Origin of the sequence: Kribbella sp. DT2 (genome assembly GCF_049844575.1) — a bacterium.
Taxonomy (GTDB): domain Bacteria; phylum Actinomycetota; class Actinomycetes; order Propionibacteriales; family Kribbellaceae; genus Kribbella.
On record NZ_JBNCLH010000009.1, the window covers coordinates 349664 to 374773 of the forward strand.

The 25110-nt window shown below is 69.8% G+C and carries 24 protein-coding genes and 1 riboswitch; of the genes, 20 read left to right on the forward strand and 4 right to left on the reverse strand.

The window, feature by feature from the left end; all coding sequences use genetic code 11:
* The first annotated feature begins 8 nt into the window (after positions 1-8).
* The gene (locus ACLQ2O_RS33835; RefSeq protein ID WP_425840011.1) at positions 9-2651 is read left to right on the forward strand and encodes an ATP-binding protein; all 2643 of its coding nucleotides are present in this window, start codon (positions 9-11) and stop codon (positions 2649-2651) included.
* Here the strand turns inward: ACLQ2O_RS33835 and ACLQ2O_RS33840 are convergent.
* Together ACLQ2O_RS33840 and ACLQ2O_RS33845 are read right to left on the reverse strand one after the other, a co-directional pair.
* Complete coding sequence (locus ACLQ2O_RS33840; protein ID WP_425840176.1) at positions 2644-3927, reverse strand: RNA polymerase sigma factor; 1284 nt, start codon at positions 3925-3927, stop codon at positions 2644-2646. The genes ACLQ2O_RS33835 and ACLQ2O_RS33840 overlap by 8 nt on opposite strands.
* Before the next feature lie 44 nt (positions 3928-3971).
* Positions 3972-4340, reverse strand: a complete 369-nt coding sequence (locus ACLQ2O_RS33845; protein WP_425840013.1) for a YciI family protein — start codon at positions 4338-4340, stop codon at positions 3972-3974.
* Positions 4341-4393: 53 nt separating this feature from the next.
* On the opposite strand from ACLQ2O_RS33845, the gene ACLQ2O_RS33850 reads away from it, so the two are divergent.
* From ACLQ2O_RS33850 to ACLQ2O_RS33940, 19 genes are all read left to right on the forward strand, one after another.
* Positions 4394-4744, forward strand: coding sequence for an ArsR/SmtB family transcription factor (locus ACLQ2O_RS33850; RefSeq protein ID WP_425840016.1), 351 nt, complete (start codon positions 4394-4396; stop codon positions 4742-4744).
* Complete coding sequence (locus ACLQ2O_RS33855) at positions 4741-4917, forward strand: hypothetical protein (RefSeq protein WP_425840018.1); 177 nt, start codon at positions 4741-4743, stop codon at positions 4915-4917. The genes ACLQ2O_RS33850 and ACLQ2O_RS33855 overlap by 4 nt, the downstream gene beginning before the upstream one ends.
* A 193-nt stretch (positions 4918-5110) precedes the next feature.
* Complete coding sequence (locus ACLQ2O_RS33860; protein ID WP_363675251.1) at positions 5111-5713, forward strand: CDP-alcohol phosphatidyltransferase family protein; 603 nt, start codon at positions 5111-5113, stop codon at positions 5711-5713.
* A gap of 41 nt (positions 5714-5754) precedes the next feature.
* The gene (locus ACLQ2O_RS33865; RefSeq protein ID WP_425840021.1) at positions 5755-6537 is read left to right on the forward strand and encodes a DUF881 domain-containing protein; all 783 of its coding nucleotides are present in this window, start codon (positions 5755-5757) and stop codon (positions 6535-6537) included.
* Entirely contained in the window at positions 6534-6866 is a 333-nt protein-coding gene (locus ACLQ2O_RS33870) for a small basic family protein (RefSeq protein ID WP_077016542.1), read from the forward strand. Before ACLQ2O_RS33865 ends, ACLQ2O_RS33870 begins: the two co-directional genes overlap by 4 nt.
* Before the next feature lie 2 nt (positions 6867-6868).
* The gene (locus tag ACLQ2O_RS33875; protein ID WP_425840025.1) at positions 6869-7861 is read left to right on the forward strand and encodes a DUF881 domain-containing protein; all 993 of its coding nucleotides are present in this window, start codon (positions 6869-6871) and stop codon (positions 7859-7861) included.
* A gap of 24 nt (positions 7862-7885) precedes the next feature.
* The gene (gene gcvH, locus ACLQ2O_RS33880) at positions 7886-8269 is read left to right on the forward strand and encodes a glycine cleavage system protein GcvH (RefSeq protein WP_425840028.1); all 384 of its coding nucleotides are present in this window, start codon (positions 7886-7888) and stop codon (positions 8267-8269) included.
* Positions 8270-8378: 109 nt separating this feature from the next.
* Positions 8379-8906, forward strand: coding sequence for an FHA domain-containing protein (locus ACLQ2O_RS33885; RefSeq protein WP_425840030.1), 528 nt, complete (start codon positions 8379-8381; stop codon positions 8904-8906).
* Positions 8907-8937: 31 nt separating this feature from the next.
* A complete protein-coding gene (locus ACLQ2O_RS33890) occupies positions 8938-9573 on the forward strand; it encodes a MerR family transcriptional regulator (protein ID WP_425840033.1) in 636 nt (211 codons plus the stop codon).
* A 57-nt stretch (positions 9574-9630) separates the two neighbouring features.
* The gene (locus ACLQ2O_RS33895) at positions 9631-10125 is read left to right on the forward strand and encodes a bifunctional nuclease family protein (protein ID WP_425840035.1); all 495 of its coding nucleotides are present in this window, start codon (positions 9631-9633) and stop codon (positions 10123-10125) included.
* Positions 10126-10325: 200 nt separating this feature from the next.
* Complete coding sequence (locus ACLQ2O_RS33900; RefSeq protein ID WP_425840037.1) at positions 10326-10943, forward strand: MerR family transcriptional regulator; 618 nt, start codon at positions 10326-10328, stop codon at positions 10941-10943.
* 56 nt (positions 10944-10999) lie between these two features.
* Complete coding sequence (locus tag ACLQ2O_RS33905; protein WP_425840040.1) at positions 11000-11887, forward strand: dihydrodipicolinate synthase family protein; 888 nt, start codon at positions 11000-11002, stop codon at positions 11885-11887.
* A gap of 15 nt (positions 11888-11902) precedes the next feature.
* Positions 11903-11999: riboswitch (glycine riboswitch) on the forward strand.
* Between the two features lie 75 nt (positions 12000-12074).
* On the forward strand, positions 12075-14963 hold the full coding sequence (gcvP, locus tag ACLQ2O_RS33910) for an aminomethyl-transferring glycine dehydrogenase (protein WP_425840043.1): 2889 nt from the start codon (positions 12075-12077) through the stop codon (positions 14961-14963).
* On the forward strand, positions 14960-16261 hold the full coding sequence (locus ACLQ2O_RS33915; protein ID WP_425840046.1) for a serine hydrolase domain-containing protein: 1302 nt from the start codon (positions 14960-14962) through the stop codon (positions 16259-16261). Before gcvP ends, ACLQ2O_RS33915 begins: the two co-directional genes overlap by 4 nt.
* 227 nt (positions 16262-16488) lie before the next feature.
* Positions 16489-17982: a pyridoxal phosphate-dependent decarboxylase family protein gene (locus tag ACLQ2O_RS33920; RefSeq protein WP_425840049.1), complete on the forward strand. Its 1494-nt coding sequence runs from the start codon at positions 16489-16491 to the stop codon at positions 17980-17982.
* Complete coding sequence (locus ACLQ2O_RS33925; protein WP_425840052.1) at positions 17979-19628, forward strand: IucA/IucC family protein; 1650 nt, start codon at positions 17979-17981, stop codon at positions 19626-19628. The genes ACLQ2O_RS33920 and ACLQ2O_RS33925 overlap by 4 nt, the downstream gene beginning before the upstream one ends.
* 17 nt (positions 19629-19645) lie before the next feature.
* Positions 19646-20173: a GNAT family N-acetyltransferase gene (locus ACLQ2O_RS33930; RefSeq protein WP_425840055.1), complete on the forward strand. Its 528-nt coding sequence runs from the start codon at positions 19646-19648 to the stop codon at positions 20171-20173.
* On the forward strand, positions 20170-21411 hold the full coding sequence (locus ACLQ2O_RS33935; RefSeq protein ID WP_425840057.1) for a lysine N(6)-hydroxylase/L-ornithine N(5)-oxygenase family protein: 1242 nt from the start codon (positions 20170-20172) through the stop codon (positions 21409-21411). Before ACLQ2O_RS33930 ends, ACLQ2O_RS33935 begins: the two co-directional genes overlap by 4 nt.
* Positions 21408-23135 carry an IucA/IucC family protein gene (locus tag ACLQ2O_RS33940; protein ID WP_425840060.1) on the forward strand — a complete coding sequence of 576 codons (1728 nt, stop codon included), beginning with the start codon at positions 21408-21410 and terminating at the stop codon, positions 23133-23135. Before ACLQ2O_RS33935 ends, ACLQ2O_RS33940 begins: the two co-directional genes overlap by 4 nt.
* A gap of 15 nt (positions 23136-23150) precedes the next feature.
* Here ACLQ2O_RS33940 and ACLQ2O_RS33945 read toward each other — a convergent pair whose 3' ends face one another.
* Positions 23151-24140 carry a hypothetical protein gene (locus tag ACLQ2O_RS33945; RefSeq protein WP_425840062.1) on the reverse strand — a complete coding sequence of 330 codons (990 nt, stop codon included), beginning with the start codon at positions 24138-24140 and terminating at the stop codon, positions 23151-23153.
* On the reverse strand, positions 24137-25057 hold the full coding sequence (locus ACLQ2O_RS33950) for a hypothetical protein (protein WP_425840065.1): 921 nt from the start codon (positions 25055-25057) through the stop codon (positions 24137-24139). The genes ACLQ2O_RS33945 and ACLQ2O_RS33950 overlap by 4 nt, the downstream gene beginning before the upstream one ends.
* Positions 25058-25110: the final 53 nt, after the last annotated feature.

Genomic DNA, 25110 nt, shown 5'->3' on the forward strand with positions numbered 1-25110 from the left:
GTGCTCGGGTGAACGAGTTGCCGGACCCGGACGGGGTCACCGATCTCGACGACCTGGTCGGGCAGTTGCGGCTGCTGAAGGTCTGGGCCGGCAGTCCGTCGTACGACGTGATCGCGCGGCAGATCGCCGAGCGGCGCGGCCAGCCCGCCCGGAAGTCGACGGTGGCGGACTGCTTCCGGCTCGGGCGGCGGCGGATGGACGCGGAGCTGCTGCTGGACATCGTGGCGACCCTGCACGCCGACTCCGGCTACGTGGCGCGCTGGCAGCACGCGCTGCGCGTGGTGACCGGCGAGAGCGCGGCGTCGGCGCACGTGAGTGTCGAGGAGGTGCTGCCGGAGGACCTGGCCGGGTTCACCGGGCGGACTGCCGAGCTGGACCGGCTGCGGGACGTGCTGGTCGCCAGCCAGAGCGAGGGGAACGCGGTGGTCATCTCGGCCATCGAGGGGATGGCAGGGGTCGGCAAGACCCGGTTCGCTGTCCACGCCGGGCACCTGCTGGCTGCGGCCGAGCCGTTCGAGCAGGTGCTGTTCGTGAACCTGCGTGGCTTCCACCAGGATCCCCAGCAGCCTCCGGCTGACCCGGCGGCGGTGCTCGACGGGTTCTTGCGCCGGCTGAACGTGCCGGCCAGCAGGATCCCCCACGGACTAGCAGCCCGTACGGCGGTCTACCGCGAACGCCTCGCCGGCACCCGGACCCTCGTCGTACTCGACAACGCGGCGACCGAGGAGCAGGTCCGCCCGCTCCTGCCACAGACCGCCGGCTGCCTCACCATGATCACCAGCCGGCGCGGTCTGACCGGTCTGCCCCACACGACCCGCTTCGAGATCGACGTGTTCACCCGCGACGAAGCAGTCGGGTACCTGACCCGCAACCTCCCGGACCTGCCACCAGGTGAAGACCCGACAGCCGCCGACCGCATCGCGGCGCGCTGCGGCTTCCTGCCGCTCGCACTCAGCCTCGTCACCGCCTACATCGGTACGACGACCGGCTGGACGCTGACCGACCACGCCGACCGCCTGGACGAGCGGCACGACAACCACCGCATCGACGACGCCGTAGAGGTTGCGCTCGCCCTGTCGTACGAAGGCCTGCCGGACCGGCATCGCCGCATCCTGCGCATGCTGGCCCTGCACCCCGGCGCCGACTTCGACGGGTACGCCGCTGCCGCGCTCGCGGACACCAGCCTGCCGGTCGCCGAGCTGACCCTGGAGGAGCTGGCCCGCGACCACCTGCTCCAGCAGACCACCCCTGACCGCTACACCTTCCACGACCTGGTCCGGGCCTTCGCGACGGTCAAGGGGATGGATGAGGACCGGCCGGGTGATCGCCGCGGCGCTCTGACCCGCCTGTTCGACTACTACCTGGCGACGTGCTCGGTCTGCATGGACGTCCTGCACCCGGCGTACCGCGACCGCAGGCCGAAGGTGGCGACGCCGTCCACCGAGCTGCCGGGGCTCAGCGACCGGTCCGACGCGGTGGGCTGGCTGGCGACCGAGCGCTCGAACCTGATGGCCGTTGTCGAGCACACCAGCCAGAACGGCTGGCTCATGCACGCCAGCCATCTCTCGATGACGCTGGGCCGGTACCTGATGGGCGTGCACGCGTCCGACGCGATGACGATCTCCAGCCACGCCCTGCGCGCTGCCGTCGCGGCCGGCGACCTGATCGGTGAGGCGTACGCGCTGAACAACCTCGGCATCGCCTGGGCGCGGACGTTCGAGTTCCACCGGGCGATCGAGCTGCACGAGCAGGCGCGGGACAAGTTCGCGGCCGCCGGGGACGCCATCGGCGAGGCCGGTGCCTACAACGCCCTCGGCACCCACTACACCCAGCTGAGCGACTGGGACCGCAGCCGCGAGAACTTCGAGCGCGGACTGGCCGTGTTCGGTTCGGTCGGTGACCGGCTCGGCGAGGCGCTGATCCTGTCGAACCTCGCCAACAACCACAAGCGGACCGCCCGCTACGGCAAGGCGCTCGAAGTGCTCGACCGAGCGCTGTCGATCTACACCGAGGTCGACGTCATCGACGGTCGGGCGGCGGTCCTGACCAACCTGTGCGTGGTCGCGGAGCGGCAGGGCAGGTACGCGGACGCGCTCACCCACAGCCGGCAGGCGCTGGAGCTGTACCGTCGGATCGGCAACCGCACCGGCGAGGCGCGTGCATTGCAGGGACTCGGGGTCGCCGAGGTCCGCACTCGCGCGTACGACGACGCCCGCGAGCATCTGATCGAGGGGCTGGAGATCTACCGTCACACCGGCATCCGCGGCGGCGAAGGAGGCGCACTCGACACCTTGGGCGAGCTCTGCACCGCTACCGGTGACACCGCCCGAGCGGTGCAGCACCACCAGGACGCCCTGCTCATCTACCGCGAGACCGCTGCCTACGACCACGAGAGCTACGCACTGAACGGGATCGGCGAGGCCGTGCACACCGCGGGCGACAGCGAGCAGGCGGTGACTCACCACACCGAGGCCCTGGCCATCGCCAGCAAGTACGACATCTCGATGGAGCAGGCCCGCGCCCACGCAGGCCTGGCGCGGGCGCACCGGTCCCTCGGGTCGATCGCCGCGGCGGACGAGCAGGACCGGCTGGCCACCTCCATCTACACCACGCTGGACGTGCCGCCGCCTGCCTACAACGCGCCTAGCTGACGATCGCTGCCGCGCGCGCCGCCAGGTAGTGGCGCTCCGGGGACGACTGGGTCAGCCGAGCGGCCTCCTGGTACGCCGTACGGGCTGCTTCGAGGTCGCCGGCCAGTTCGAGCAGATGAGCCCGTACGGCGGTAGCGCGGTAATGGTTCGCGAGCGCCGGGTCCTCAGCGGCCTGGTCGAGTCGGTCGAGGCCGGTGCGTGGGCCGTGGACCATCGCGACGGCGACGATCCGGTTCAGCGTGACGATCGGGCCGGGGGACAGCGTCTCCAGGAGCTCGTAGAGCACGAGGATCTGGCGCCAGTCGGTGTCGGCGGCGTCCAGCGCCTCGGCGTGCACGGCGGCGATCGCGGCCTGCAGCTGGTACGGGCCGATGGGAGCGGTGCGCAACGTCGTACTGATCAGGTCGGTGCCTTCGGCAATGAAGTCGTGGTGCCAGCGGGTGCGGTCCTGGTCGGGGAGGGGGACGAGCGCGCCGGTCTCCGAGGTGCGAGCAGGCCGGCGGGCGTCGGTGAGCAGCATGAGGGCGAGCAGCCCGCTGACCTCGCCCTCGGCCGGGAGCTGCGCGTGCAGCTGACGGGTCAGGCGGATCGCCTCGGTGCTCAGCTCGACGCGGTGCAGGGCCTCGCCGGAGCTGGCCGTGTAGCCCTCGTTGAAGATCAGGTAGAGCACGTGCAGGACGGCGGCCAGCCGCGGACCCAGCTCCTCGGCGGGCGGCATCCGGAAGGTCGCGCCGCCGGCCTTGATCGTCGCCTTCGCGCGGCTGATCCGCTGACCGATGGTTGCCTCGGGCACCAGGAAGGCGCGGGCGATCTCGGCCGTGGTCAGCCCGCCGACGGCGCGCAGGGTGAGCGCGATCTGCGACGGGGGAGTGAGCGCGGGGTGGCAGCAGAGGAAGAGCAGCGTGAGCGAGTCGTCGATCGCGGGGACCGGCGCTGGGTCAGCCGGCGCGCCGGAACCATCCGGGGTCTCGAACGCGCGACGAGGATCGGCGGTGGCGACGGCCTCCTCGCGCTTCCGGCGCGCCGCCTCGCTCCGCAGCAGCTCGATCCGGCGGCGGGACGCGACGGTGATCAGCCAGTTCAGCGGTTGATCGGGCACGCCGTCGGCCGGCCACTGGGTGGCTGCCGCGAGCAAGGCCTCCTGCACGGCGTCCTCGCACAGGTCGAAGCCGCCGTACCGCCGAACCAGCGGGCCGACCACGCGTGGGGCCAGTTCGCGGAGCAGATTCTCGATCTGCCCCGGCCTGCCCCGCCCTGGATCTGCGTGCCCCGGAATTCCCCGCTGCCCCGAAACACCAGGCCCTGGCTGCCCCGCGGTGCTCACCGCAGGGAACTCAGGTCCCGGACCGGGCGGATCTCGACGATGCTGTACGCCGCCTCCGGGATCCGCGTGACGATCTCGGTGGCGCGCTCGACGGTGTCGCAGTCGACCAGGTAGAAGCCGGCCAGCTGCTCCTTGATCTCGGCGAACGGGCCGTCGGTGGTGACCGCCTTGCCGTCCCGGACCCGGACCTGCCGCGTCAGCGCGGGATCGTCGAGCGACTCGCTCGCGATCAGCTCACCTTCGGCGGTCAGGGCGTTCTCGAGCTCGGCGTAGCCGCTCATCGACTCGCGCCGCTGCTCCTCCGACAGTTGGTTCCACAGCGCGCGGCCCTCGGGGTTGCCGTAGATCAGGATCAGGAACTTCATCGCACCACAGTAGGACTTGATAGGTAGGAATAAACCTACGTATAGTACGAGGCATGCCACCGCGCCCGAGTGTTGTTGCCGAGAGCATCGAGGATCGCGTGTTCGCCGCGCTGTCGAGCCCGGTCCGCCGGGAGGTGCTGCGGCTGCTGCGCGACGGCGGGCCGCAGCCGGTCGGTGTGCTGGCCGGGCGGTTCGCGATGGCCCGGCCGAGCTTGTCCGAGCACCTCCGGGTGCTCCGCGACGCCGGCCTGGTCAGCGAGCGGAAGGAAGGCCGCCAGCGGCTCTACCGGTTGGAGCCGGTGCCGCTCGCCGAGGTGCAGGAGTGGTTGACGCCGTACGAACGGTTCTGGCGCGAGCGGATGGCCGCGCTGGGCGACGTACTGGACCGGATGGAGGACGCGTGACCGACCAACTGACCACGATCGAGGTCGACCAGTTCTCCCCACACCCAGCGGCCAAGGTCTGGCGGGCGCTGACCGAGGCGGAGGTGCTGGCGTTCGAGACCGAGAAGCTGCTCCGGATCGGCTGGCGTACCGGCGTACCGAAGGCCCTTGCCAAGCTGCTCGACACCCTTTGAGGCCCTGGAGGCGTCTCCCTTGGGTCTCGATCAGGTTGCTGGTCGGTGACGTGCGTAGCCGAACCGGTTCGGTGACGTTCGAGTAGTCAGGGGCATCTCAGGGCTTCCCCGGTGTGGCCCGAGCGAAACCTGGTCGCCTGCCCCAGTAGAGTTACCGGCGGAAGTGGGCTGAGAGACAAAGGGGGAGGGTCGCGTGCCGGACGTGGAGGTCTCCGACCGGGTACTGACGATCCCGAACGCACTGAGCTTCGTGCGGCTGCTCGGGGTGCCGTTGTTCCTGTGGCTGATTCTCGGCCCGGAGGAGGACGGCTGGGCCTTGCTGGTGCTGGCGATCTCCGGCTTCACTGACTGGGCCGACGGCCAGATCGCCCGCCGGATGAACCAGACCACCCGGTTGGGGCAGATGCTCGACCCGGTCGCCGACCGGCTCTACATCTTCGCCACCGTGCTCGGCCTGGCGCTGCGCGACATCATCCCGTGGTGGCTGGCGATCGCGCTGCCGCTGCGCGACCTGCTGCTGACCTTCACCTTGCCGGCTCTGCACCGCCGCGGCTTCAACGCGCTGCCTGTGCACTTCCTCGGCAAGTCGGCGACCTTCTGCCTGCTGTACGCCTTCCCGCTGCTGCTGCTCGGTGACGGCGACAGCACGCTCAACCTGCTGGCCCGCGTCTTCGGCTGGGCCTTCGCGATCTGGGGCACGGCGCTGTACTACTGGGCCGGCGCCCTGTACTTCGTGCAGCTGCGGCACCTGGTCCAGACCGTCAAACCGATCAGCGGGCAACCGGGTCGATCGTGACTCAGCAAGCTCCGCCCGGGCAGCGGCGCGTGGACGCGTCCATGTCGCTGCTGAACAACCTGATGGCGCACCCGCTCGACGAGGGGTACGCGATCAGCGCGCGGGCCCGGCCGCTGACCGGTGGGCCGAAGAAGGCCCGGCACAGGATCATGCTGGTCGTCGCGTTCGTCGTACTGGGGTTCCTGCTGGCGATCGCCGCGTCGCAGAACTACCGCGCCGCGCCGGCCGCGGAGAAGCAGCGCAACGAGCTGGTCGAACGCGTCGAGCAGGCCGACGGCCGGCTGAACGACCTGCGCAACCGCCAGACCGCCCTGGCCGGTGAAGTGCGCGGGCTGCAGGCCGGTGCGCTGAGCGAGTCCGACGCGGCGCTGCAGCAGAAGGTCGACGACCTCGAGCTGCAGGTCGGTTCGGTCGCGGTGACCGGACCCGGCGTCAAGGTGGTCGTCGACGATGCCAAGAACGCCGACGACAAGGAGGGCCGGCTGCTCGACGTCGACCTCCAGCAGCTGGTCAACGGCCTGTGGACCGCGGGCGCCGAGGCGATCGCGGTGAACGGCCACCGGCTGACCAGCCTGACCGCGATCCGCGGCGCCGGCAGCGCGATCACTGTCGACTACAGCTCGCTCAACCCGCCGTACACGGTGCTCGCGATCGGCGACACCAACACCTTGCCGGCCCGGTTCGCCCAGAGCTCGGGCGGTCAGTGGGTGCAGTACCTGGTGAGCAACTTCGATGTCCGGATGACGACCACGACGGAGGACTCCTTGCTGGTGCCAGCCGATGCCACCATCGCGCTGCGGTACGCGAAGGTGGGACCGAAATGATCGCCGTGCTCGGTCTGGTGATCGGCGTCGTGATCGGCCTGCTGGTCGCACCCGACGTGCCCGACTGGGCCCAGCCCTACCTGCCGATCGCCGTCGTCGCCGCGCTCGACGCGGTCTTCGGCGCCCTGCGCGCGTTCCTGGACGGGATCTTCGACGACAAGGTGTTCGTCGTGTCGTTCGTGTCGAACGTGCTGATCGCGGCCCTGATCGTCTACCTCGGCGACCAGCTCGGCGTCGGCTCGCAGCTGTCCACCGGTGTGGTCGTCGTGCTCGGCATCCGCATCTTCACCAACATGGCCGCGATCCGCCGGCACGTCTTCCGGGCCTGAGCATGAGCGACGACCAGCGACCGCCCGAGGAGCCCAAGCGCCCGCCGCAGCACCGCGGCGAGGCGCACCACCGGGCGTCCGAGCCGAAGCGCGACGACCGTACGCCGCCGCCCGAGTCCGACGGACCGGCAGCGGAACCGGCTCCGGCCTCGGAATCGGCCTCGGAATCGGCCTCGGCCTCGGCGCAGGCTCCGCCTTCGGACAGTCCGCCGGCGGAGCCCGCGCACCCGGTCGCTCCGACCCCGATGCCGCGCGCCAAAGGCCCCAACCTGGCCCTGCGCCGGTTGAAGGCCGGCTTCAAGCCGTCCCGCGGACAGGCGATCGTGGCCGTCGTCCTGGCCCTGGTGGCCTGTACGGCGGTCGTCCAGGTCCGCGTGAACCGCGCCGACGACGGCTACCAGAACGCCCGCCGCGAGGACCTGATCGCGATCCTCGACGGCCTGAACCAGAACAACCGCCGCCTGGAGAGCGAGATCACCGAGCTGGAGGAGCGCAAGAACACGCTGTCCTCCAGCGCCGACAAGGCCCAGACCGCGCGCGAGCAGGCCGAGCAGCAGGTCCGCACCCTCAGCATCCTGGCCGGGACGTTGCCGGCCCAGGGACCGGGGGTCCGGATCACGCTGAACGACCCGGAGGGCAAGATGACGTCCGGCAACCTGCTGGACGCGATCGAGGAACTGCGCGACGCCGGCGCCGAGGCGATCCAGATCAACGGCTCGGTCCGGGTGGTGGCCAGCACCGACCTGACCGACGAGGCGCCCGGTGTCCGGGTGGACGGGGAGAAGGTCGTCTCGCCGTACGTGATCGAGGCGATCGGCGAGTCGCACAACCTGGCCGAGGCGGCGAACTTCCCCGGCGGCCTGATCAGTGAGGTGACCGGCCCGCAGATCGGCGGCACCGCCGAGGTGACCGAGCTGCGGCAGCTGACCATCAGCGCCTTGCACGCGCCGGAGGAGCATCGCTACGCTCGCCCGGCCCCCAGCCCGACCAAGTAGATCCTGAGCGAAAGAGGACCCGAGGTGTACCCCGAAGACCTGAAGTACACGGCCGAGCACGAGTGGCTGAAGGCCGGCGAAGAAGGCCCGGTGCGGGTCGGCATCACCGACTTCGCCCAGGACGCGCTCGGCGACATCGTCTACGTGCAGCTGCCCGAGGTGGGCGCCGTCGTGCGCGCCGGCGACGCCTGCGGCGAGCTGGAGTCGACCAAGTCCGTCAGCGACCTGTTCGCGCCGGTCAACGGCACCGTCACGGCCGTCAACGAGGCCCTGGCCGACCAGCCCGACCTGGTCAACACCGACCCGTACGGCGAGGGCTGGCTGCTCGACATCCGCGTCGACGACGACGAGGAGGTGGCGGCCCTGATGGACGCCGACACCTACAAGGGCCAGCTCGAGCAGAGCTGATAGGTTTGCGCCCTCAACCGCCGGTCGAGGGTTGAGGGCGCAGTCACACTGTCATCACGGGGATCTACGACAACGTCGCCGGACCGCCGGCGATCGGGAGGATCACAGCATGCCGTTCTGCAACCAGTGCGGGCACGAGAACTCCGAGGGCAGCAAGTTCTGCTCGCAGTGCGGAACGATGCTCCCTGGCGCGGACCGTCCGGTGCCCGCCCCCGGCGTCACCGACACCGCGATGCTGACCCCGATCAGCGCCGAGCCCGACACCGAGCGGATCGACCTGGCCGGTGAGGGCCTGACCGCCGAGGACGAGGCCGCCGTCGGCGCGCTGCCGGCCGGGTCCGCCCTGCTGATCGTCCAGCGTGGCCCGAACGCGGGCAGCCGCTTCCTGCTCGACGTCGACGTGGTCACCGCCGGCCGGCACCCGGACAGCGACATCTTCCTCGACGACGTCACGGTCTCGCGCCGGCACGCGGAGTTCCGCCGCGACCCGGCCGGGGTGAAGGTGCGCGACGTCGGCAGCCTGAACGGCACCTACGTCAACCGCGACCGGATCGACGAGGTCGCGCTGACCAACGGTGACGAGGTCCAGATCGGCAAGTACCGGCTCGTCTACTACGCCAGCAGTGGCCAGGCCTGAGGCTGACGCCGGAGGAAGCAGCATCGGAGCGGTGCTGCAGGTCCTGCAGGCCGAGTTCGCCGACGTCACCATCTCCAAGCTCCGCTTCCTCGAGGCCGAGGGACTGGTGACGCCGGCCCGGACCGCGTCCGGGTACCGCAAGTTCAGCGCGGCCGACATCGAGCGGCTGCGCTACGTGCTGACCGCGCAACGCGACCAGTACCTGCCGCTGAAGGTGATCAAGGAACACCTCGGCGCGATGGACCGCGGCCTGCGACCGACACCGGGCGGCCGTCCGGCGGCGCCCGAGGCGGCCGAGCCCGCCGGGTTGCCGGTCGCCGAGGACTTCGGTGCCGACCGCACCGAGTTGAAGCTGACGCGCGAGGAGCTGCGGGTCGCGGCGGGGATCACTGCTGAGCTGTTGGAGCAGTTGGAGAGCCACCAGCTGGTGGTGGCTCGGGGCAACCACTACGACGGCGACGCGATCCTGGTCGCGAAGGCGGCCGCCGAGTTCGGCCGGTACGGCGTGGAGCCGCGGCACCTGCGCCCGTTCCGTACGGCGGCCGACCGCGAGGTCGGCCTGATCGAGCAGGTCGCCGGTCCGCGCCGCGACGACAAGACCCAGGAACTGGCGGCCCTCGCCGTACGGTTGCACGCGGCCCTGGTCCGGTCCCGGCTGAGCCGCTGACGTCGTACGCCGACCCGGACGCCAGCTTGTGCGGGCTTGCCGGAGTAGGCTGAGGGTGTGCGCGAAGTCGACGTAATCGGAGTCCGGGTCGAGATGCCCTCGAGTCAGCCGATCGTGCTGCTCCGGGAGGTCGGCGGTGAGCGGTACCTGCCGATCTGGATCGGCGCGGCCGAGGCCAGCGCGATCGCGTTCGCGCAGCAGGGGATGGAACCACCGCGGCCCCTGACCCACGACATCTTCGCCGAGGTGATCCGGGTGCTGGGGCACACGCTGACCCAGGTCCGGATCGTGAACCTGACCGACGGCGTGTTCGAGGCGATCCTGGTGTTCGACGACAAGACCGAGATCTCGGCCCGCCCGTCGGACTCGATCGCGCTCGCGCTGCGCACCGGGACGCCGGTGTTCTGCACCGAGGAGATTCTCGCCGAGGCCGGGGTGCCGGTTCCGGAGAGTGAGACCGACGAGGTCGACGAGGTGGAGGAGGAAGAGGAAGTGGAGCGCTTCCGCGAGTTCCTCGACCAGATCTCGCCGGAGGACTTCGACAAGTCCTGACCGTGCGTTACGGCAAGATTTTGGATGTCTCTGGTACAAGGCCGGGTTGGTAACGATTCGGCCTGGGAGCGCGACACGCTTTCGGCTCGGTGCGGTTGTCGTTGACCGGGTCAAGTCGGCGGCTTACCTTGAAGGAGTTGTGAGGAGTTGTAACTCCACGGATGTAGTCCGTTCCAGTCAGTACCCAGGGAGGCTCAGGCGTGACACGCACCGGCGACACCGATCTGACGGCGCAGTCGGCGTCGGAAGCACACGCCGACGCGGCTGCCGCAGCGGGGGTGCAGGGCCTGCTCTTCGACGACGACCTGCGCCCGATGCCGGAAGACGTCGGTTTCCGCGGCCCGACCGCCTGCTCGGCCGCCGGCATCACCTACCGTCAGCTCGACTACTGGGCCCGTACCGGCCTGGTGTCGCCGTCGGTCCGCCCGGCCACCGGCTCGGGCACGCAGCGGCTCTACGGCTTCCGCGACGTTCTCCTGCTCAAGGTGATCAAGCGGCTGCTCGACGCCGGGATCTCGCTGCAGCAGATCCGCACCGCGATCGCCCACCTGAGCGAGCGCGGCATCGACGACCTGACCCAGATCACGCTGATGAGTGACGGCGCCTCGGTCTACATGTGCACCTCGCCCGACGAGGTCATCGACCTGCTGGCCGGCGGCCAGGGCGTCTTCGGGATCGCGCTCGGCGGGGTCTGGCGCGAGGTCGAGGGTTCGCTGTCCGAGCTGCCGACCGAACGCGCCGACGGCAACGACGAGGAGTCCGGCCCGCACGCGAACGACGAGCTCGCCGCTCGCCGCCGCGCCCGGATGACCGGCTGACCCCGAACCACCTCCAGCAACCGGTGCGCCCACTCACCGCGGAAACCCTGCGTGGTGTGTGGGCGACGTTGTTGCTGCCCCTCGACGCCGACGACACGATCGACTTCGTCCGCCTCGAGGCCCAGCTCGACCACCTGACCAAGGCCGGTGTCGACGGTCTGTACGTGCACGGTACGGCGGGGGAGTTCCAGACCCTGACCGAGGGCGAGTACGACCGGATCAACGACCTGCTCGCCGCGCGGACCGACCTGCCGTTCCAGATCGGTGCCAGTCACCCTTCGGCGCAGCTCCAGCTCGACCGCGTACGCCGGGCGGCCGCGTTGCGTCCCTCGGCGATCCAGGTGATCCTGCCCGACTGGCTCCCGCTGAGCGCCGGCGAGGCGCTGGCCTTCCTCGACCGTGTCGCCCAGGCGGCCGGCGGCGTACCGCTGGTCCTCTACAACCCGCCGCACGCGAAGACGCAGGTCTGGCCCGAGCAGCTCACCGACCTCGCGCGCGCCGTACCGGCTTTGATCGGCTTGAAGAGTGCGGGTGGGGACGCGGAGTGGTTCGCCCGGGCGCGCGAGTCCGGGCTGTCGCTGTTCGTGCCCGGGCACTTCCTGGCGAGCATGACCCCGCTCGGCGCGGACGGCAGCTACTCCAACGTCGCCGCGCTCTCGCCGGCCGGTTCCGTGAGGTGGTACGAGCTGATCGAGGCCGACCATCGGGCGGCGCTCGATGTCGAACGGCGGATCGCCGAGTTCTTCGCCGGGCACATCGCGCCGCTGCAGGCCCGAGGCCTGTCCAACCCCGCGCTCGACAAGTTCCTCGCCGCGGTCGGTGGCTGGGCCGACGCCGGGACGCGGGTGCGCTGGCCGATGGCCTTCGCCGATCCGGAACTGGTCGGACCCGCCCGAGTGACCGCGCAACGGCTGCTGCCGGAACTCGACGAGGGCAACTGGTAACCTCGGGGTTGCCGTACACAGCACTCGGGAGAGTCCCAGGGCGCGTTTGCCTGGGCGCCGAAGGGGCAATTCCTCCCCGGAACCTCTCAGGCCCATGGACCGAGTGCCGCAGGCGACTCTGAAGCGTGTCAGTGCGTGACAGAGGGGGAGGCCACCGGCAGACCTGTCAGCATCGGAGCCTCCAGCTATGACTGTGCAAGATTCATTTCCCACCCCACCGCCCCAGTCGCCCGACATCTCCCCACAGATCTCGGCCACCTTCGCCGACCGTCACATCGGCCCGCGGGCCGACGAGGTCGCCCGGATGGTGCAGACCCTCGGGTACGCCGACGTCGACGCGCTCGTCGACGCCGCGGTCCCGGCCTCGATCCGCTCGGCCGAGCCGCTCCGGCTGCCCGAGCCGGCCTCCGAGGTCGACGCGCTGACCGAGCTCCGCCAGCTGGCCGCGCGCAACAACGTCGCCACCTCGATGATCGGCCAGGGTTACTACGGCACCTTCACCCCGTCGGTGATCGTCCGCCGCCTGGTCGAGAACCCGGCCTGGTACACGGCGTACACGCCGTACCAGCCGGAGATCTCCCAGGGCCGGCTCGAGGCGCTGCTGAACTTCCAGACCGTCGTGTCGGACCTGACCGGCCTGCCGACCGCGAACGCGTCGCTGCTCGACGAGGGCACCGCGGCCGCCGAGGCGATGACGCTGGCGCACCGGTCGAACCGCAAGTCGAAGAGCAACCGTTTCCTCGTCGACGCCGACTGCTTCGCGCAGACGATCGCCGTCGTCGAGACCCGCGCCGAGGCGCTCGGCATCGAGGTCGTCGTCGCCGACACCACCGACGGTCTGCCCGAAGGCGACTTCTTCGGCTTCCTGGTCCAGTACCCGGGCTCCGGCGGTGTCGTCCGCGACCTGAAGCCGCTGGTCACCGCCGCGCACGAGCGCGAGACGTTGGTTGCCGTGGCCTCCGACCTGCTCGCGCTGACGTTGCTCGAGGCACCGGGTGAGGCCGGCGCCGACATCGTGATCGGCTCGTCGCAGCGCTTCGGCGTCCCGCTGTTCTACGGCGGACCGCACGCGGGCTTCATGTCCGTGCGCGCCGGGCTCGAGCGGTCGTTGCCCGGTCGCCTCGTCGGCGTCTCGGTCGACGCCGACGGCGCCCCGGCGTACCGGCTGGCTCTGCAGACGCGGGAGCAGCACATCCGTCGTGAGAAGGCGACCTCCAACATCTGTACGGCGCAGGTCCTGCTCGCCGTTGTCGCCTCCATGTACGCCGTCTACCACGGCCCCGACGGCCTGAAGGCGATCGCCGAACGCGTCCACGGAGGAGCCGACAGCCTGGCCGCGTCGCTGCGCGCCGGTGGCGTCGAGGTCGTGCACGAGCAGTTCTTCGACACCGTGCTGGCGCGCGTCCCCGGTCGTGCGGCCGACGTCGTCGACACCGCCCGGCAGAACGGGATCTGGCTGCGCCTCGTCGACGCCGACCACGTCGGCATCTCCTGCGACGAGAAGACCGACGCGGTCGCGCTCGGCCAGGTCTGCGGCTCGTTCGGCATCCGGTACGACGCTTCGCTTGCCGGTGGCAACCTGTCCGACGCCGTCACTCGTACGTCGGACTACCTGACCCACCCGGTCTTCAACACGCACCGGTCCGAGACGGCGATGCTGCGCTACCTGCGCAAGCTGTCCGACTACGACTACGCGCTCGACCGCGGCATGATCCCGCTCGGCTCCTGCACGATGAAGCTGAACGCGACCACCGAGATGGAAGCGGTCACCTGGCCCGAGTTCGCCGACATGCACCCGCTGGCGCCGATCGAGGACGCGGCCGGGTACGTGAAGCTGATCGGCCAGCTGGAGCGCTGGCTGGCCGAGGTGACCGGCTACGCCAAGGTCTCGATCCAGCCGAACGCCGGTTCGCAGGGCGAGCTCGCGGGCCTGCTGGCGATCCGCGGTTACCACCGGGCCCAGGGCAACGAGGACCGCAACGTCTGCCTCATCCCCGCCTCGGCGCACGGCACCAACGCCGCGTCCGCGGTGATGGCGGGCATGAAGGTTGTTGTTGTCAAGGGCAACGACGACGGAACCATCGACCTGGACGACCTGCGGGCCAAGGCGTCCGAGCACGCGGAGAAGCTGGCCGCGATCATGATCACCTACCCGTCCACGCACGGCGTGTACGAGGAGAGCGTGACCGAGGTCTGCCAGATCGTGCACGACCACGGCGGCCAGGTGTACGTCGACGGCGCGAACCTGAACGCCCTGCTCGGCCTGGCCAAGCCGGGCGAGTTCGGCGGCGACGTCTCGCACCTGAACCTGCACAAGACGTTCTGCATCCCGCACGGCGGCGGTGGCCCGGGCGTCGGCCCGGTCGCGGTCGCCGCGCACCTGGCGCCGTACCTGCCGAACCACCCGCTGCTCGACCAGGCCGGCCCGGACTCCGGTGTCGGCCCGATCTCGGCGGCGCCGTTCGGCTCGGCCGGCGTCCTGGCGATCTCCTGGGCCTACATCCGGATGATGGGCGCGGAGGGTCTGACCTCGGCGACCAAGGCCGCCGTACTGACCGCGAACTACGTCGCCAAGCGGCTCGAGAACGCGTTCCCGGTGCTCTACACCGGCGAGAACGGCCTGGTCGCGCACGAGTGCATCCTGGATCTCCGCCCGATGACCAAGGAGACCGGCGTCACCGTCGACGACGTCGCGAAGCGGCTGGTCGACTACGGTTTCCACGCGCCGACGATGTCGTTCCCGGTGCCCGGCACGCTGATGGTCGAGCCGACCGAGTCCGAGGACCTGGGCGAGCTGGACCGCTTCATCGACGCGATGATCGCGATCAAGCACGAGATCGACCGGGTCGCGGCAGGCGAGTGGCCGGCCGACGACAACCCGCTGGTCAACGCGCCGCACACGGCGTCCGCGGTGATCAACGACAAGTGGGAGCACGCCTACACCCGCGAGGAGGCCGCGTTCCCGCAGTCGGTCGACCGGACCACGAAGTACTGGCCGCCGGTGCGCCGCATCGACGGCGCGTACGGCGACCGCAACCTGATCTGCTCCTGCCCTTCCCCGGAGGCTTTTGAGTGACCCTGCGCCCTGACACTGCCGCGGCTCTCTTCGCAGAAGTCGCGGCAGCCCAGAGTGAGTGGAAGCTGCCGTCGATCACGGCCGGTGTGGTGCGTGACGGTGCACTGGTGTGGACCGGGTCGCGGGGGCAGTTCGCCACGGCCGACGGTGGGTTGCCCGGTCCGGAGCGGCAGTACCGGATCGGGTCGATCACCAAGACGCTGACCGCCGTCCTGGTGATGCAGTGCCGCGACGACGGGCTGCTCGCGCTGAACGATGCCGTCGGCAAGCATCTGCCGGGCGTCGCGTTCGGCGACCTGACGCTGCGGCACCTGCTGTCGCACTCGGGCGGGATGAACGCCGAGCCCGAAGGGCCGTGGTGGGAACGCAATCCGGGCGTGTCGTTCGAGGCGCTGACGGCCGCGATGGACGAGTCGCAGGCGGCCGGCGTACCGGATCGGCGGTACCACTACTCGAACCTGGGCTACGCGTTGCTGGGGGAGATCGTCGCGCGGTTGCGGGGTGGGTCCTGGTTCGACCTGGTGCGTGAGCGGATCCTGCGGCCGTTGGAGATGCGGCGTACGTCGTACTTCCCGGAGGACCCCGCGGCTGAAGGCTTTTCGGTGCATCCGTTCAGCGGTCGGCTGGCCGCGGAGCCGGCGTACGACGCGGGCGCGATGGCGCCGGCCGGGCAGCTGTGGAGCACGATCGAGGACCTGGCCCGGTACACGTGTTTCTGGATCGACCCGGTGCCGGAGGTGCTGAGCCGGGAGAGCGTCGAGGAGATGTCGACGCCCGCGTCGGCCGATCCGCGCGAGGCGCTGAACGCGGCGTACGGGCTGGGGCTGCGGCTGCAGGCCGACGATCCAGACCTGTTCGCCGGGCACACCGGCTCGATGCCTGGTTTCATCGCCGGGTTGTTCTTCGACCGGGACCGCCGGATCGGCGCGGTCGCGCTCGCCAACGCGACGTACGGCAAGTGCGCGTCGGTCCCGCTCGACCTGATGCGGGTCACGATGACGCACGAGCCGTGGCTTCCGCAGGAATGGGTGCCCGAGCCGGAGCTCCCGCAGGGCGAGGAGCTGCTGGGGCACTGGTACTGGGGAAACACGCCGGTGACGATGTCGGTCAGCGGGTGCATCCTTCAGCTGAGTGGCGCTCTCACCTGCCGCTTCTCACCACTGGGCCCTGATCTGTACCGGGGGCGCGACGGGTACTTCGCGGGGGAGAAGCTCCGGGTGGTCCGGGCTGAGGACGGCAGCATCAAGGAGCTGAACGTCGCGACCTTCACCCTCACGCGGTCGCCGTACGGGCGCTGATCGCTTCCGCTTCGGCGAAGAGACGGTCCACGTGGTCCTCCTCACAGGTGGTGAGGAGGCAGACGCGACGGGAGCCTCGAAGGTTGCGTTTGGCCTGGTGGGGCAGGGGTGGTGCGGTGTGTCGTCACGGAGGGTACCCCGGTTGACACCGGCGGCTGGGAAAGAAGTAGGTTAGGAATACCTAAGTAAGGGTCGCCTTACTCAACAACTTCTTCTGGAGACGCTGGATGTCGCAGCAAGTGGGGCTCGCCCCGTTGAGCTCATCGTCGTACAGCCCGAGCGTGACGCAGTGGCCGTTGGCGTCGACGGTAGTAAATCGGCAGCGCGGGCCGTTGCCGGCCGGGCTGCCGGCCGACGTGTTGCGGCGTACGGCGCAGATGCTGGGGGAGCCGCGCGTGCCGTCGACCGGTGTCGGCGAGTCGGCGGCACTGGATCTGATCGCCGGTCTGCTGGATCGGGACGGGATCGACCTCAGTCACCCGCACGCGGCGGCGCACCTGCAGCCGCCGGTGCTGCAGGTCGCGGTGGACGCCGACCGGCTCGCGTCGGCGAGCAACGCGTCGATGGACACCTACGACTCGGGCCCGGCGACGCTGGCGATCGAGCAGTGGGTGGTTCGCGCGCTGGCCGGGATGGCCGGGTTCGGGCCGGCGGCGGACGGCGTACTGACTCCTGGCGGCTCGATCTCCAACCTGCTCGCGATGCTGATCGCGCGGGACAGCGCGGCCGCGGCGGCCGGTCTCGACGTACGGCGTGACGGTGTCTACGGGATGCGTCGACCGGTTGTGCTGTGCTCCGAGCTGGCGCACTTCTCGATCCAGCGGGCCTGCGCCGCGCTGGGCCTCGGCGAGGACGCGGTGATCGCGATCCCGGCCGACGGCGACTTCCGGATGCGCCTGGATGTACTTGCCGACGAGCTGGCCCGCCCGGGCCGGACGCCGATCGCCGTGGTCGCGACCGCCGGTACGACGGACTACGGCTCGATCGACCCGATCGAAGGGATCGCCGAGCTCGCCCGCCCGTACGGCGTCTGGGTGCACGCCGACGCGGCGTACGGGTTCGGTGCGTTGTTCTCCGACCGGCTCGCGCCGTTGCTGGCGGAGCTGCCGGCGGCGGACTCGGTGACGCTCGACCTGCACAAGATCGGCTGGCAGCCGGCCGCGACGAGCATGCTGCTGGTCGCCGACAAGGTGCGCTTCTCGGCGCTCGGGCGGTCGGTCGACTACCTCAACCCCGCCGACGACATCGACTCCGGCCTGGACGGGCTGCTCGGGCGGAGTTTACAGACCACTCGCCGCCCCGACGCTGTGAAAGTCGCCACGACTTTGACCGCTTACGGCCGGGCCGGACTGGGCAGGATGCTCGACACCTGCCACGAGCTCACGCACGCCGCCGCGGCCAGGGTCGTTGCCGACAGCAACCTCGAGCTGCTGGCGCCGGTGACCTTGACCACGGTGCTGTTCCGGGTCGCCGGGCGGGGACTGGACGCGGCCGGCGTGGACGCGCTCCAGGGTGAGGTCCGGCGCCGGTTGCTGACGTCGGGACGGGTGCTGATCGGCCGGACCACGATCCCCGGCGGTGGCGACCGCCCGGCGGTGGTCGCGTTGAAGCTGACGCTGCTGAACCCGAACGCCACCGCGTCGGACATCGAGGAACTGCTCGACCTGGTCGTGGCCACCGGCCACGACGTCCGGTCGGCCGGCGGCGAAGGAGCAGCGTGACCCCGACGACGACAGCAGCTGTCACCACCCACCTGAACGCGATCCTGAGGTGCTACACGCGGGAGGCGGGGGTGCCGGTTGCTCCTGGGAGGCTCAGCTTCTTGGTGGGTGATGTGGAGATCACTGCTCAGGTTCTGCACGCCTCTCCCACCGGACTGCACCTGTTCACCGACGTTCTGGTGGACGGCCTTCCCTCAGAGCCGGAGGAACTGGTTCGTTTGCTGGCCGTCGATGCCGATCCCACCGAGGTCGACGACCTGGCCGCCCGCACCGCCGAGTCCGTCCGCAACGTGGCGACCTTCTTCGCCGGGGGACCGGCCGAGCTTGGCCCAGGCCGCTTCCTCACCCACGAGCAGGCCCTGACGGTCGGGCACCAGAACCACCCGGCCCCCAAGAGCCGCGACGGACTGAGCGGCGCCGAGCTGGCGGCGTACTCGCCGGAGCTCGGCGGCCGCTTCGCAGTGCACTGGTTCGAGGTCGACCAGGATCTGGTCTCCTCCGACCAGGTGGCCGGCGCGCCATCGCTCCAGGGACTGGACGCCCTGCAGCTGATGGCCGCGCTGGCCGGTACGACGCCTGCCGCGGGTGCGGCGCTGCTACCGGCGCACCCGTGGCAGGCCGAGTCGCTGCTGCACAGGCCGCGCGTAGCCGAGCTGATCAGCGCCGGCCGGGTCCGGCCGCTCGGACCGCTCGGCGCGCAGTGGTACCCGAGCTCCAGCCTCCGCACGGTCTACCACCCAGACCTGCCGGTCATGCTCAAGCTGTCCCTCGGCCTGCGGATCACCAACTCCCGCCGTGAGTCCACCCCGACGGAGCTCCGCCGCGGCCTCGAGATCAACCGCCTGCTCGACGCGGCCTACAACGCCGGTACGGCGACCGCCCACCCCGGCTTCAGCATCGTTCGCGACCCGGCGTGGGTAGCGCTCGACGAGGGCGGCCCGACGCTCACCGGTCTCGACGTAGCCGTCCGTGAGGTCCCCACCGACGTCGACAGCTACGCCTGCCTCGCCGGACTCGTCGCACCCCGTCTCGGTGGCGTCAGCCGACTCAGCGCGCTGCCCGCCGTACAGGAGGACCCTGGTGCTTGGGTGGCCTCGTACGTCGACCAGGTGCTCGTCCCCATGCTCGGCCTGTACGCCGAGACGGGCATCGGCCTGGAGGCGCATCAGCAGAACACTCTGGTCCGGCTAGACGACGCCGGCCGGGTCATCGGCGGCGCCTACCGCGACAACCAGGGGTACTACCTGGCGTCGTCGTACCTGAAGGGCCTGCTCGCGGTGACCGGCCTGCGCGACTCCACGCTGGCAGTGGTCGAGGACGCCATCGTGGACGACCGGCTGACCTACTACCTGCTGCACAACCAGGCGCTCGCTGTGGTCGGCGCACTGGGAGTCGACGGGGTAGCGGATGAGCTGGACCTGCTGGACGTCGTACGGGATCGCCTGGCCGACGCACTGCCGTCGCTGAAGGCTGCTGGCCCCGACGGCGACCGGCTGGCCCAGCGCTGGCTCACTGCCGACCAGCTGCCCTGCAAGGCGAACATGCTGACCCGGCTGAAGGGCATCGACGAGGTGGTAGCACCGCTGGACAACCAGTCGGTCTACCTGGAGATCCCGAACCCCCTGCGGCTGGGCGCGGCTCGATGAGGTGCGAGGTCGCGCCTGTGCTGCACCTGGACGACGGCTTCGACCTCCGCCCGGCCGTAACGTCTGACGCGCCTCTCGTCGCCCAGTGGATGGCTCAGCCGCACGTCGTGCCCTGGTGGGAGTCGGACTGGCCGGTGGAGCGCTGGGCCCGGTCGCTGGAGGAGCAGGCGGCAGGGGAGCACTCGGTCCCGTGCCTGGTGGCTGCTGAGGGCGGGACGTTCGCGTACGTCGAGCTGTACCGCGTCCGGCTCGACCGGCTCGCGGAGTACTACGCCTGGCGCGAGCACGACTGGGGACTGCACGTCGCCATCGGTGACCTCGACCAGGTGGGCCGAGGGATCGGGCGGCGGCTGCTGCGCGCCCTGGCTGACGCCGTACTGCGGGCAGACCCCCGCTGCGACCGCGTAGTGGCCGAGCCCGATGTCCGCAACGCTCCGTCGCTGCGAGCGTTCGCCGCGGCCGGGTTCGAGCCGTCCGGGGAGCTACAGCTGCCCGAGAAGACCGCACTACTGATGGTCCGCACCAGGACCGTGGAGGCATCATGACAACCGCCCCGTACGACGTCATCGCGATCGGCGCCGGACCGTTCAACCTCGGGCTGGCCGCGCTGGCGGACGGGCTGGACCTCCGGGTCGCCGTACTGGACAGCCGGCCGGAGTTCACCTGGCACCGGGGGCTCATGTTCGACGACGCGATGCTGCAGGTCTCGTTCCTGGCCGACCTGGTCAGCCTGGTCGAGCCGGCCCACCGGCTGTCGTTCCTGTCCTACCTGCGCGACACCGACCGGCTGTACCAGTTCTACGTGCGGGAGCAGTTCCACCCGACCCGGCGTGAGTACGAGTCCTACCTGCGGTGGTGCGCGGCGCAGCTGGACTCGTTGCACTTCGGCCGGGAGGTGACCTCGGTGTCGTGGGACGGGTCGGTCTTCCGGGTCGTTGCTGGTGATGAGGTCTTCGAGGCCCGGCACCTGGTGCTCGGCGTGGGCACTGAGCCCGCCGTACCGGCTGCGCTGGCTGACCTGCCCGCCTCGCGTCTGCTGCACTCTGCTGACTACCTGTACCGGCGGGACGAGCTGCTGCGCGCTGGGCGGGTCACTGTCGTCGGGTCCGGGCAGTCCGGTGCGGAGTGCGCGCTGGACCTGCTGCGGGCCGACGGGCCTGCTGTCAGCTGGCTGACCCGTACGGCGTCGTTCGCACCGCTGGACTACTCGAAGCTCGTGCTGGAGATGACCACACCGTCGTACGTGGATTACTTCCACTCGCTGGACGAGCCGGTGCGGGACAGGTTGGTCAAGGAGCAGTGGCGGCACTACAAGGGGATCTCCTCCGAGACGCTGGACCAGATCCACGACCTGCTGTACTCACGAGACCTGTCGCCTGAGCTGCAGTGTGGCGTGGCGGTCACTGCTGCTGTGGTGGGCGCTGAAGGGGTTGAGCTGACGTTGAAGCACGCTGACACCGGGCGGACCTTCCAGCACGTGTGTGACGTGGTTGTCGCCGCTACTGGTTACCGGAACCGGGCCCTGGGGTTCCTGGACGCGTCTGTCGAGTCACTGGTGCAGCGGGATGCCGCCGGGCGGTGGGTGATCAACCGGGACCACAGCGTTGGTGGGTTGTCCAGGATGTTCGTGTCGAACGCCGACCTGCACAGCCACGGCGTCGCCGCGCCGGACCTCGGCATCGGGGCGGTCCGCAACGCGACCATCCTGAACGCCGTCGCCGCGCGTGAGGTGTTCCGGCTGCAGAAGTCCACCGCCTTCACCAGCTTCGCCCAGCCCGCATGAGCTGGGAGCGGTGCTCGTCGGAGCTGCTGGCCAAGCTGATCTCGCAGTTCTGCAGCGAGGCCCTGCTGACGCCCGTGGACGGCCGGCTGGAGCTGGGGTCGGTGGCCTACACCTTCGAGTACGCCGAGGGCGCCTTCGCGACGTACCGGGTGACGCCGGGCTCGGTGCACCGCACCACCGCCGGCATCCTGGGCAACGACGAGAGCGAACCGGCCATCGACCCGCTGCAGTTCCTGCTGGACGCGGCCGGCGTACTGGGCCTGGACGGGCCGACGCTGGCGGGCTACACGGCTGAGCTGTCGAGCACGCTCGCTGCCGACGTACGGATGGCTTCTAGTGCTGTCAGCTCTGAGGAACTGCTGCTGCTCCACCACACTCATCTGGAAGGCCACCTGACCGGGCACCCCATCCTGGTCGCCAACAAGGGCCGCCTGGGCTTCTCAGCCTCCGACAGCGCCTTGTACACACCAGAAGCCCGTACGCCGCTCCGCCTGGTCTGGCTGGCCGTACGCCGAGGCCTGGCCGAGTTCCGAGGGACTCCCGACCTGTCCGAGCACGCCGTGGTCGGCCGTGAGCTGGGCCCCGAGGTGCTGGACGCCTTCCGCTCGCAGCTCGTCGACCCCGACTCGTACGTCTGGCTCCCGGTCCACCCCTGGCAGCTCGACCACGTCGTCCGCACCCAGTGGTCCCGTGAACTGGCCACCGGCGAGATCGTCGTACTGGGGGAGGGGCCTGACGAGTACCTGCCGACGCAGTCGATCCGCACGATGGTCAATGTCTCGTCGCCCCTGCGCTACCAGGTCAAGCTTCCCCTGAAGATCCTCAACACGTCGGTCTACCGAGGCATCCCGATCCACTGCACGCTCGCCGCCCCGATGGTCACCCAGTGGCTCCGCGGCCTCTGGTACCGCGACGAGGTCCTGCAGTCCCTGGGCGCCGAGCTCCTCGGCGAGGTCGCATCGGTCACCGTCCGCCACCCGCAACTCTCGGTCGCCCCCGGAATCCCTTACCAGTGGACCGAAACCCTGGGCTGCATCTGGCGAGACCCCCTGGACCCCCGCCTACGCCCCGGCGAAACCGCCTGGCCCTTGGCCGCCGTGCTCCACGTGGACGCCGCCGGCGAACCTCTCGTCGCGTCGTACATCAAACGCTCCGGCGTCTCCCCTGAGGTGTGGATCAGCCACCTCCTCTCCACCATCGTCCGCCCTCTCCTCCACCTGCTCCACCACTACGGCATCACCGTCAACCCCCACGGCGAAAACCTCGCCATCATCTGCGACCCCTCCGGCCTGCCGTCGCGCTTGGTCGTGAAGGACCTGGTCGACGACGTCAACCTCTCCACAGCCCCCATCCCAGCCCGAGGCATGGAACCCGACTCCCACGACCGAGTCCTGCCCCGCAAACCCTGGAGTGTCCTCAGGCAGTACTTGGTCGACGCCCTCTTCCTGGGCGTCCTCAACCCCCTCGCCCACCTCGTCCCCGAGGTCGACCTCTGGGGCTTGCTCCGAGGCGAGCTGGACCTCTACACGACCCAGAACCCCCACCTGACCCCCCGCCTGGAGGCCACCGCCCTCACCGGCGAATCCTTCACCCGCTACCCCTTGAACGGCTACCGCCTCACCCTCGGCTACACCGACCTCGACACCAGACCACCCATTCCAAAGACAGGCTCGTTGCCCAGTCCGCTGAACACAGCAAAGCCGATTGCTCCTCGTCGACCCTGAGCTGCCTGAGGTTGGCTAGCGCCGCGCTGACGCGGCGGCAAGCCCTGCGCTGCCGGCGGCGACCATGACGAAGCGCAACCAGAGCGGAGTCTCCGCCGGGAGGACACCGGCGGAGGCGGCGACAGCCGCCGCGGAACCGGGGACACCGAACGCCAACGCCCGTCGACTGGCCGGCTCGCGCAGGTCGACCAGCAGGCGAACCTCGGGTCCACGCGTTCCAGGCTCCGGCAGGATGTAGATGTAGGTCAGCGCTCGCTGGGCCTTGTCAGGAGTCTGGAGCAACAGTCGTTCGGTACTGAAGCGGTGTCCGAAATGCAGCTGAGCCGGTTGGGCGCTGCGCAGCAGCGACGTGTCGGTCAGGACGCTGTAGGTGTGCAACGGAGCTCGGTCGCGCGGCATCAGCACGTGCAGGGACAGCTCGATGAGGGACTTGGGCTGCAGATCGAAGTGGCTCTCGGAGTTGACCGCGATCGGCTTGCCATCGGCCGCCCGGCCGAGTTGCTCGACGAAGATGAAGGACGAGTCCCGGTAGGTGTCCATCCGCCCGAGGGCGGACACGGTGGCCTGCCAGGCCGCGACGTCACGTGCCTCTTCAGGATCGCCCACCTCGTGCTCGACGACGAAACGGCCGTTCCGTGGTTGGTCGATGCTCATCACCCCGGCCTCGGAGTCTGCGCGGAGCTCGGGCGGGATCACGGCTTTGGTGAAATCTTCGAGGGCAACGTCAAGTACACCGAAGCTGCCTTTGACCTCGGACCTGATGACTCGGCCGTACCGGACCGGGAACGCCCGCGCATTCTCCAAGTTGCCGGTGTTTCCTTCCAGGTAGCTGACCAGGACGCGATCACCGACCAGTCCGTCCCGGTCCCACCGTTGCCACAGCTGGGAGTCGATCCACCGCCTGTCGTAGCGGTACCTGTTGTGCGAGCCCATCGGCATCGCCGATGTGGTCAGCACGTTCCGGATGTGCTGGTCGCGCGCGTCGGTGATGTACATGACGATCACGAACCTCGTCGCTCCTTTCTGGAAATGCCGAAGACCAACTGACCGTCCAAGGTGCACCTGCTGGTTTCGAAGCGGCGCCCGAGCTGCTTGGACAGCACGGAGCGGTCCGTGGTTCCGAACCGCCGAGCGAGCTGGCCAGGCGTGACGAAGTTCGCGTCGAGGTAGTCGTAGCGCTGAGAGGTGTACTGGTGCAGAACCTTCCAGCCTGCCGACGTGTACGAACTGCCGCTGAAGCCGAGATTCGGATCGACGGTCGTGATCACCCAGTCGGCCTCGCGGGCCATACGCGAAGTGCGCAGCAGCCGGGCGATCAGGTAGGAGATCGCGTTGCGCGGCCGGGACGGGAACGCGTAGACGCGCGACAGCGAAACGATCCTTGTCATCGGGCTGCCCAGCACCTGGTCGATGGCCTGCCGCTTTCCCTCGAATCCGACTTGCGAGACGCAACCGTAGCAATGGACGGCTCCCGACTCCGGGCTGCGCAGCGCCCAGTGCTCGGCGTCCGACCGCGCTACGCCCAGATAATGGAGGTTTTCGGAGATGAGGCGTCCCCACCGCTCGGGAATCGGCTGCAGTGAGAGTTCCCGGACGGGACGCAGTCGCTGCTCCTGAGGTACCTCGGTGAAACGCTCAGGGGATCTTGTGCCCAGCAGTGAATGGAGTCGGTGGGCTTCGGCAAGCGCAGGGCCCAGGTCGACGTAGCCGCTTTCGTCAGCGAACCGTGGCAGGTGGAGCCGCAACGAGGTCTCCAGCTCCCGTGTCATCGCCGAGTCGGCGAACAGTGGGGCGGCGCAGACGCGCGTTGCGATCTCCGCCATCGTGTCGCGCTCACGGAAATGCTGACGACGATCCTCTGGTGCTGTGGAGCGGGAGAGCCGTTCACGGACCCGGCAGGTGCCCTGAGGTGGCATCGGCATCCTTCAGATCTCCAGTGCTGAAGCGAGCTGGAAGATGCCGAACCCGAAGACGG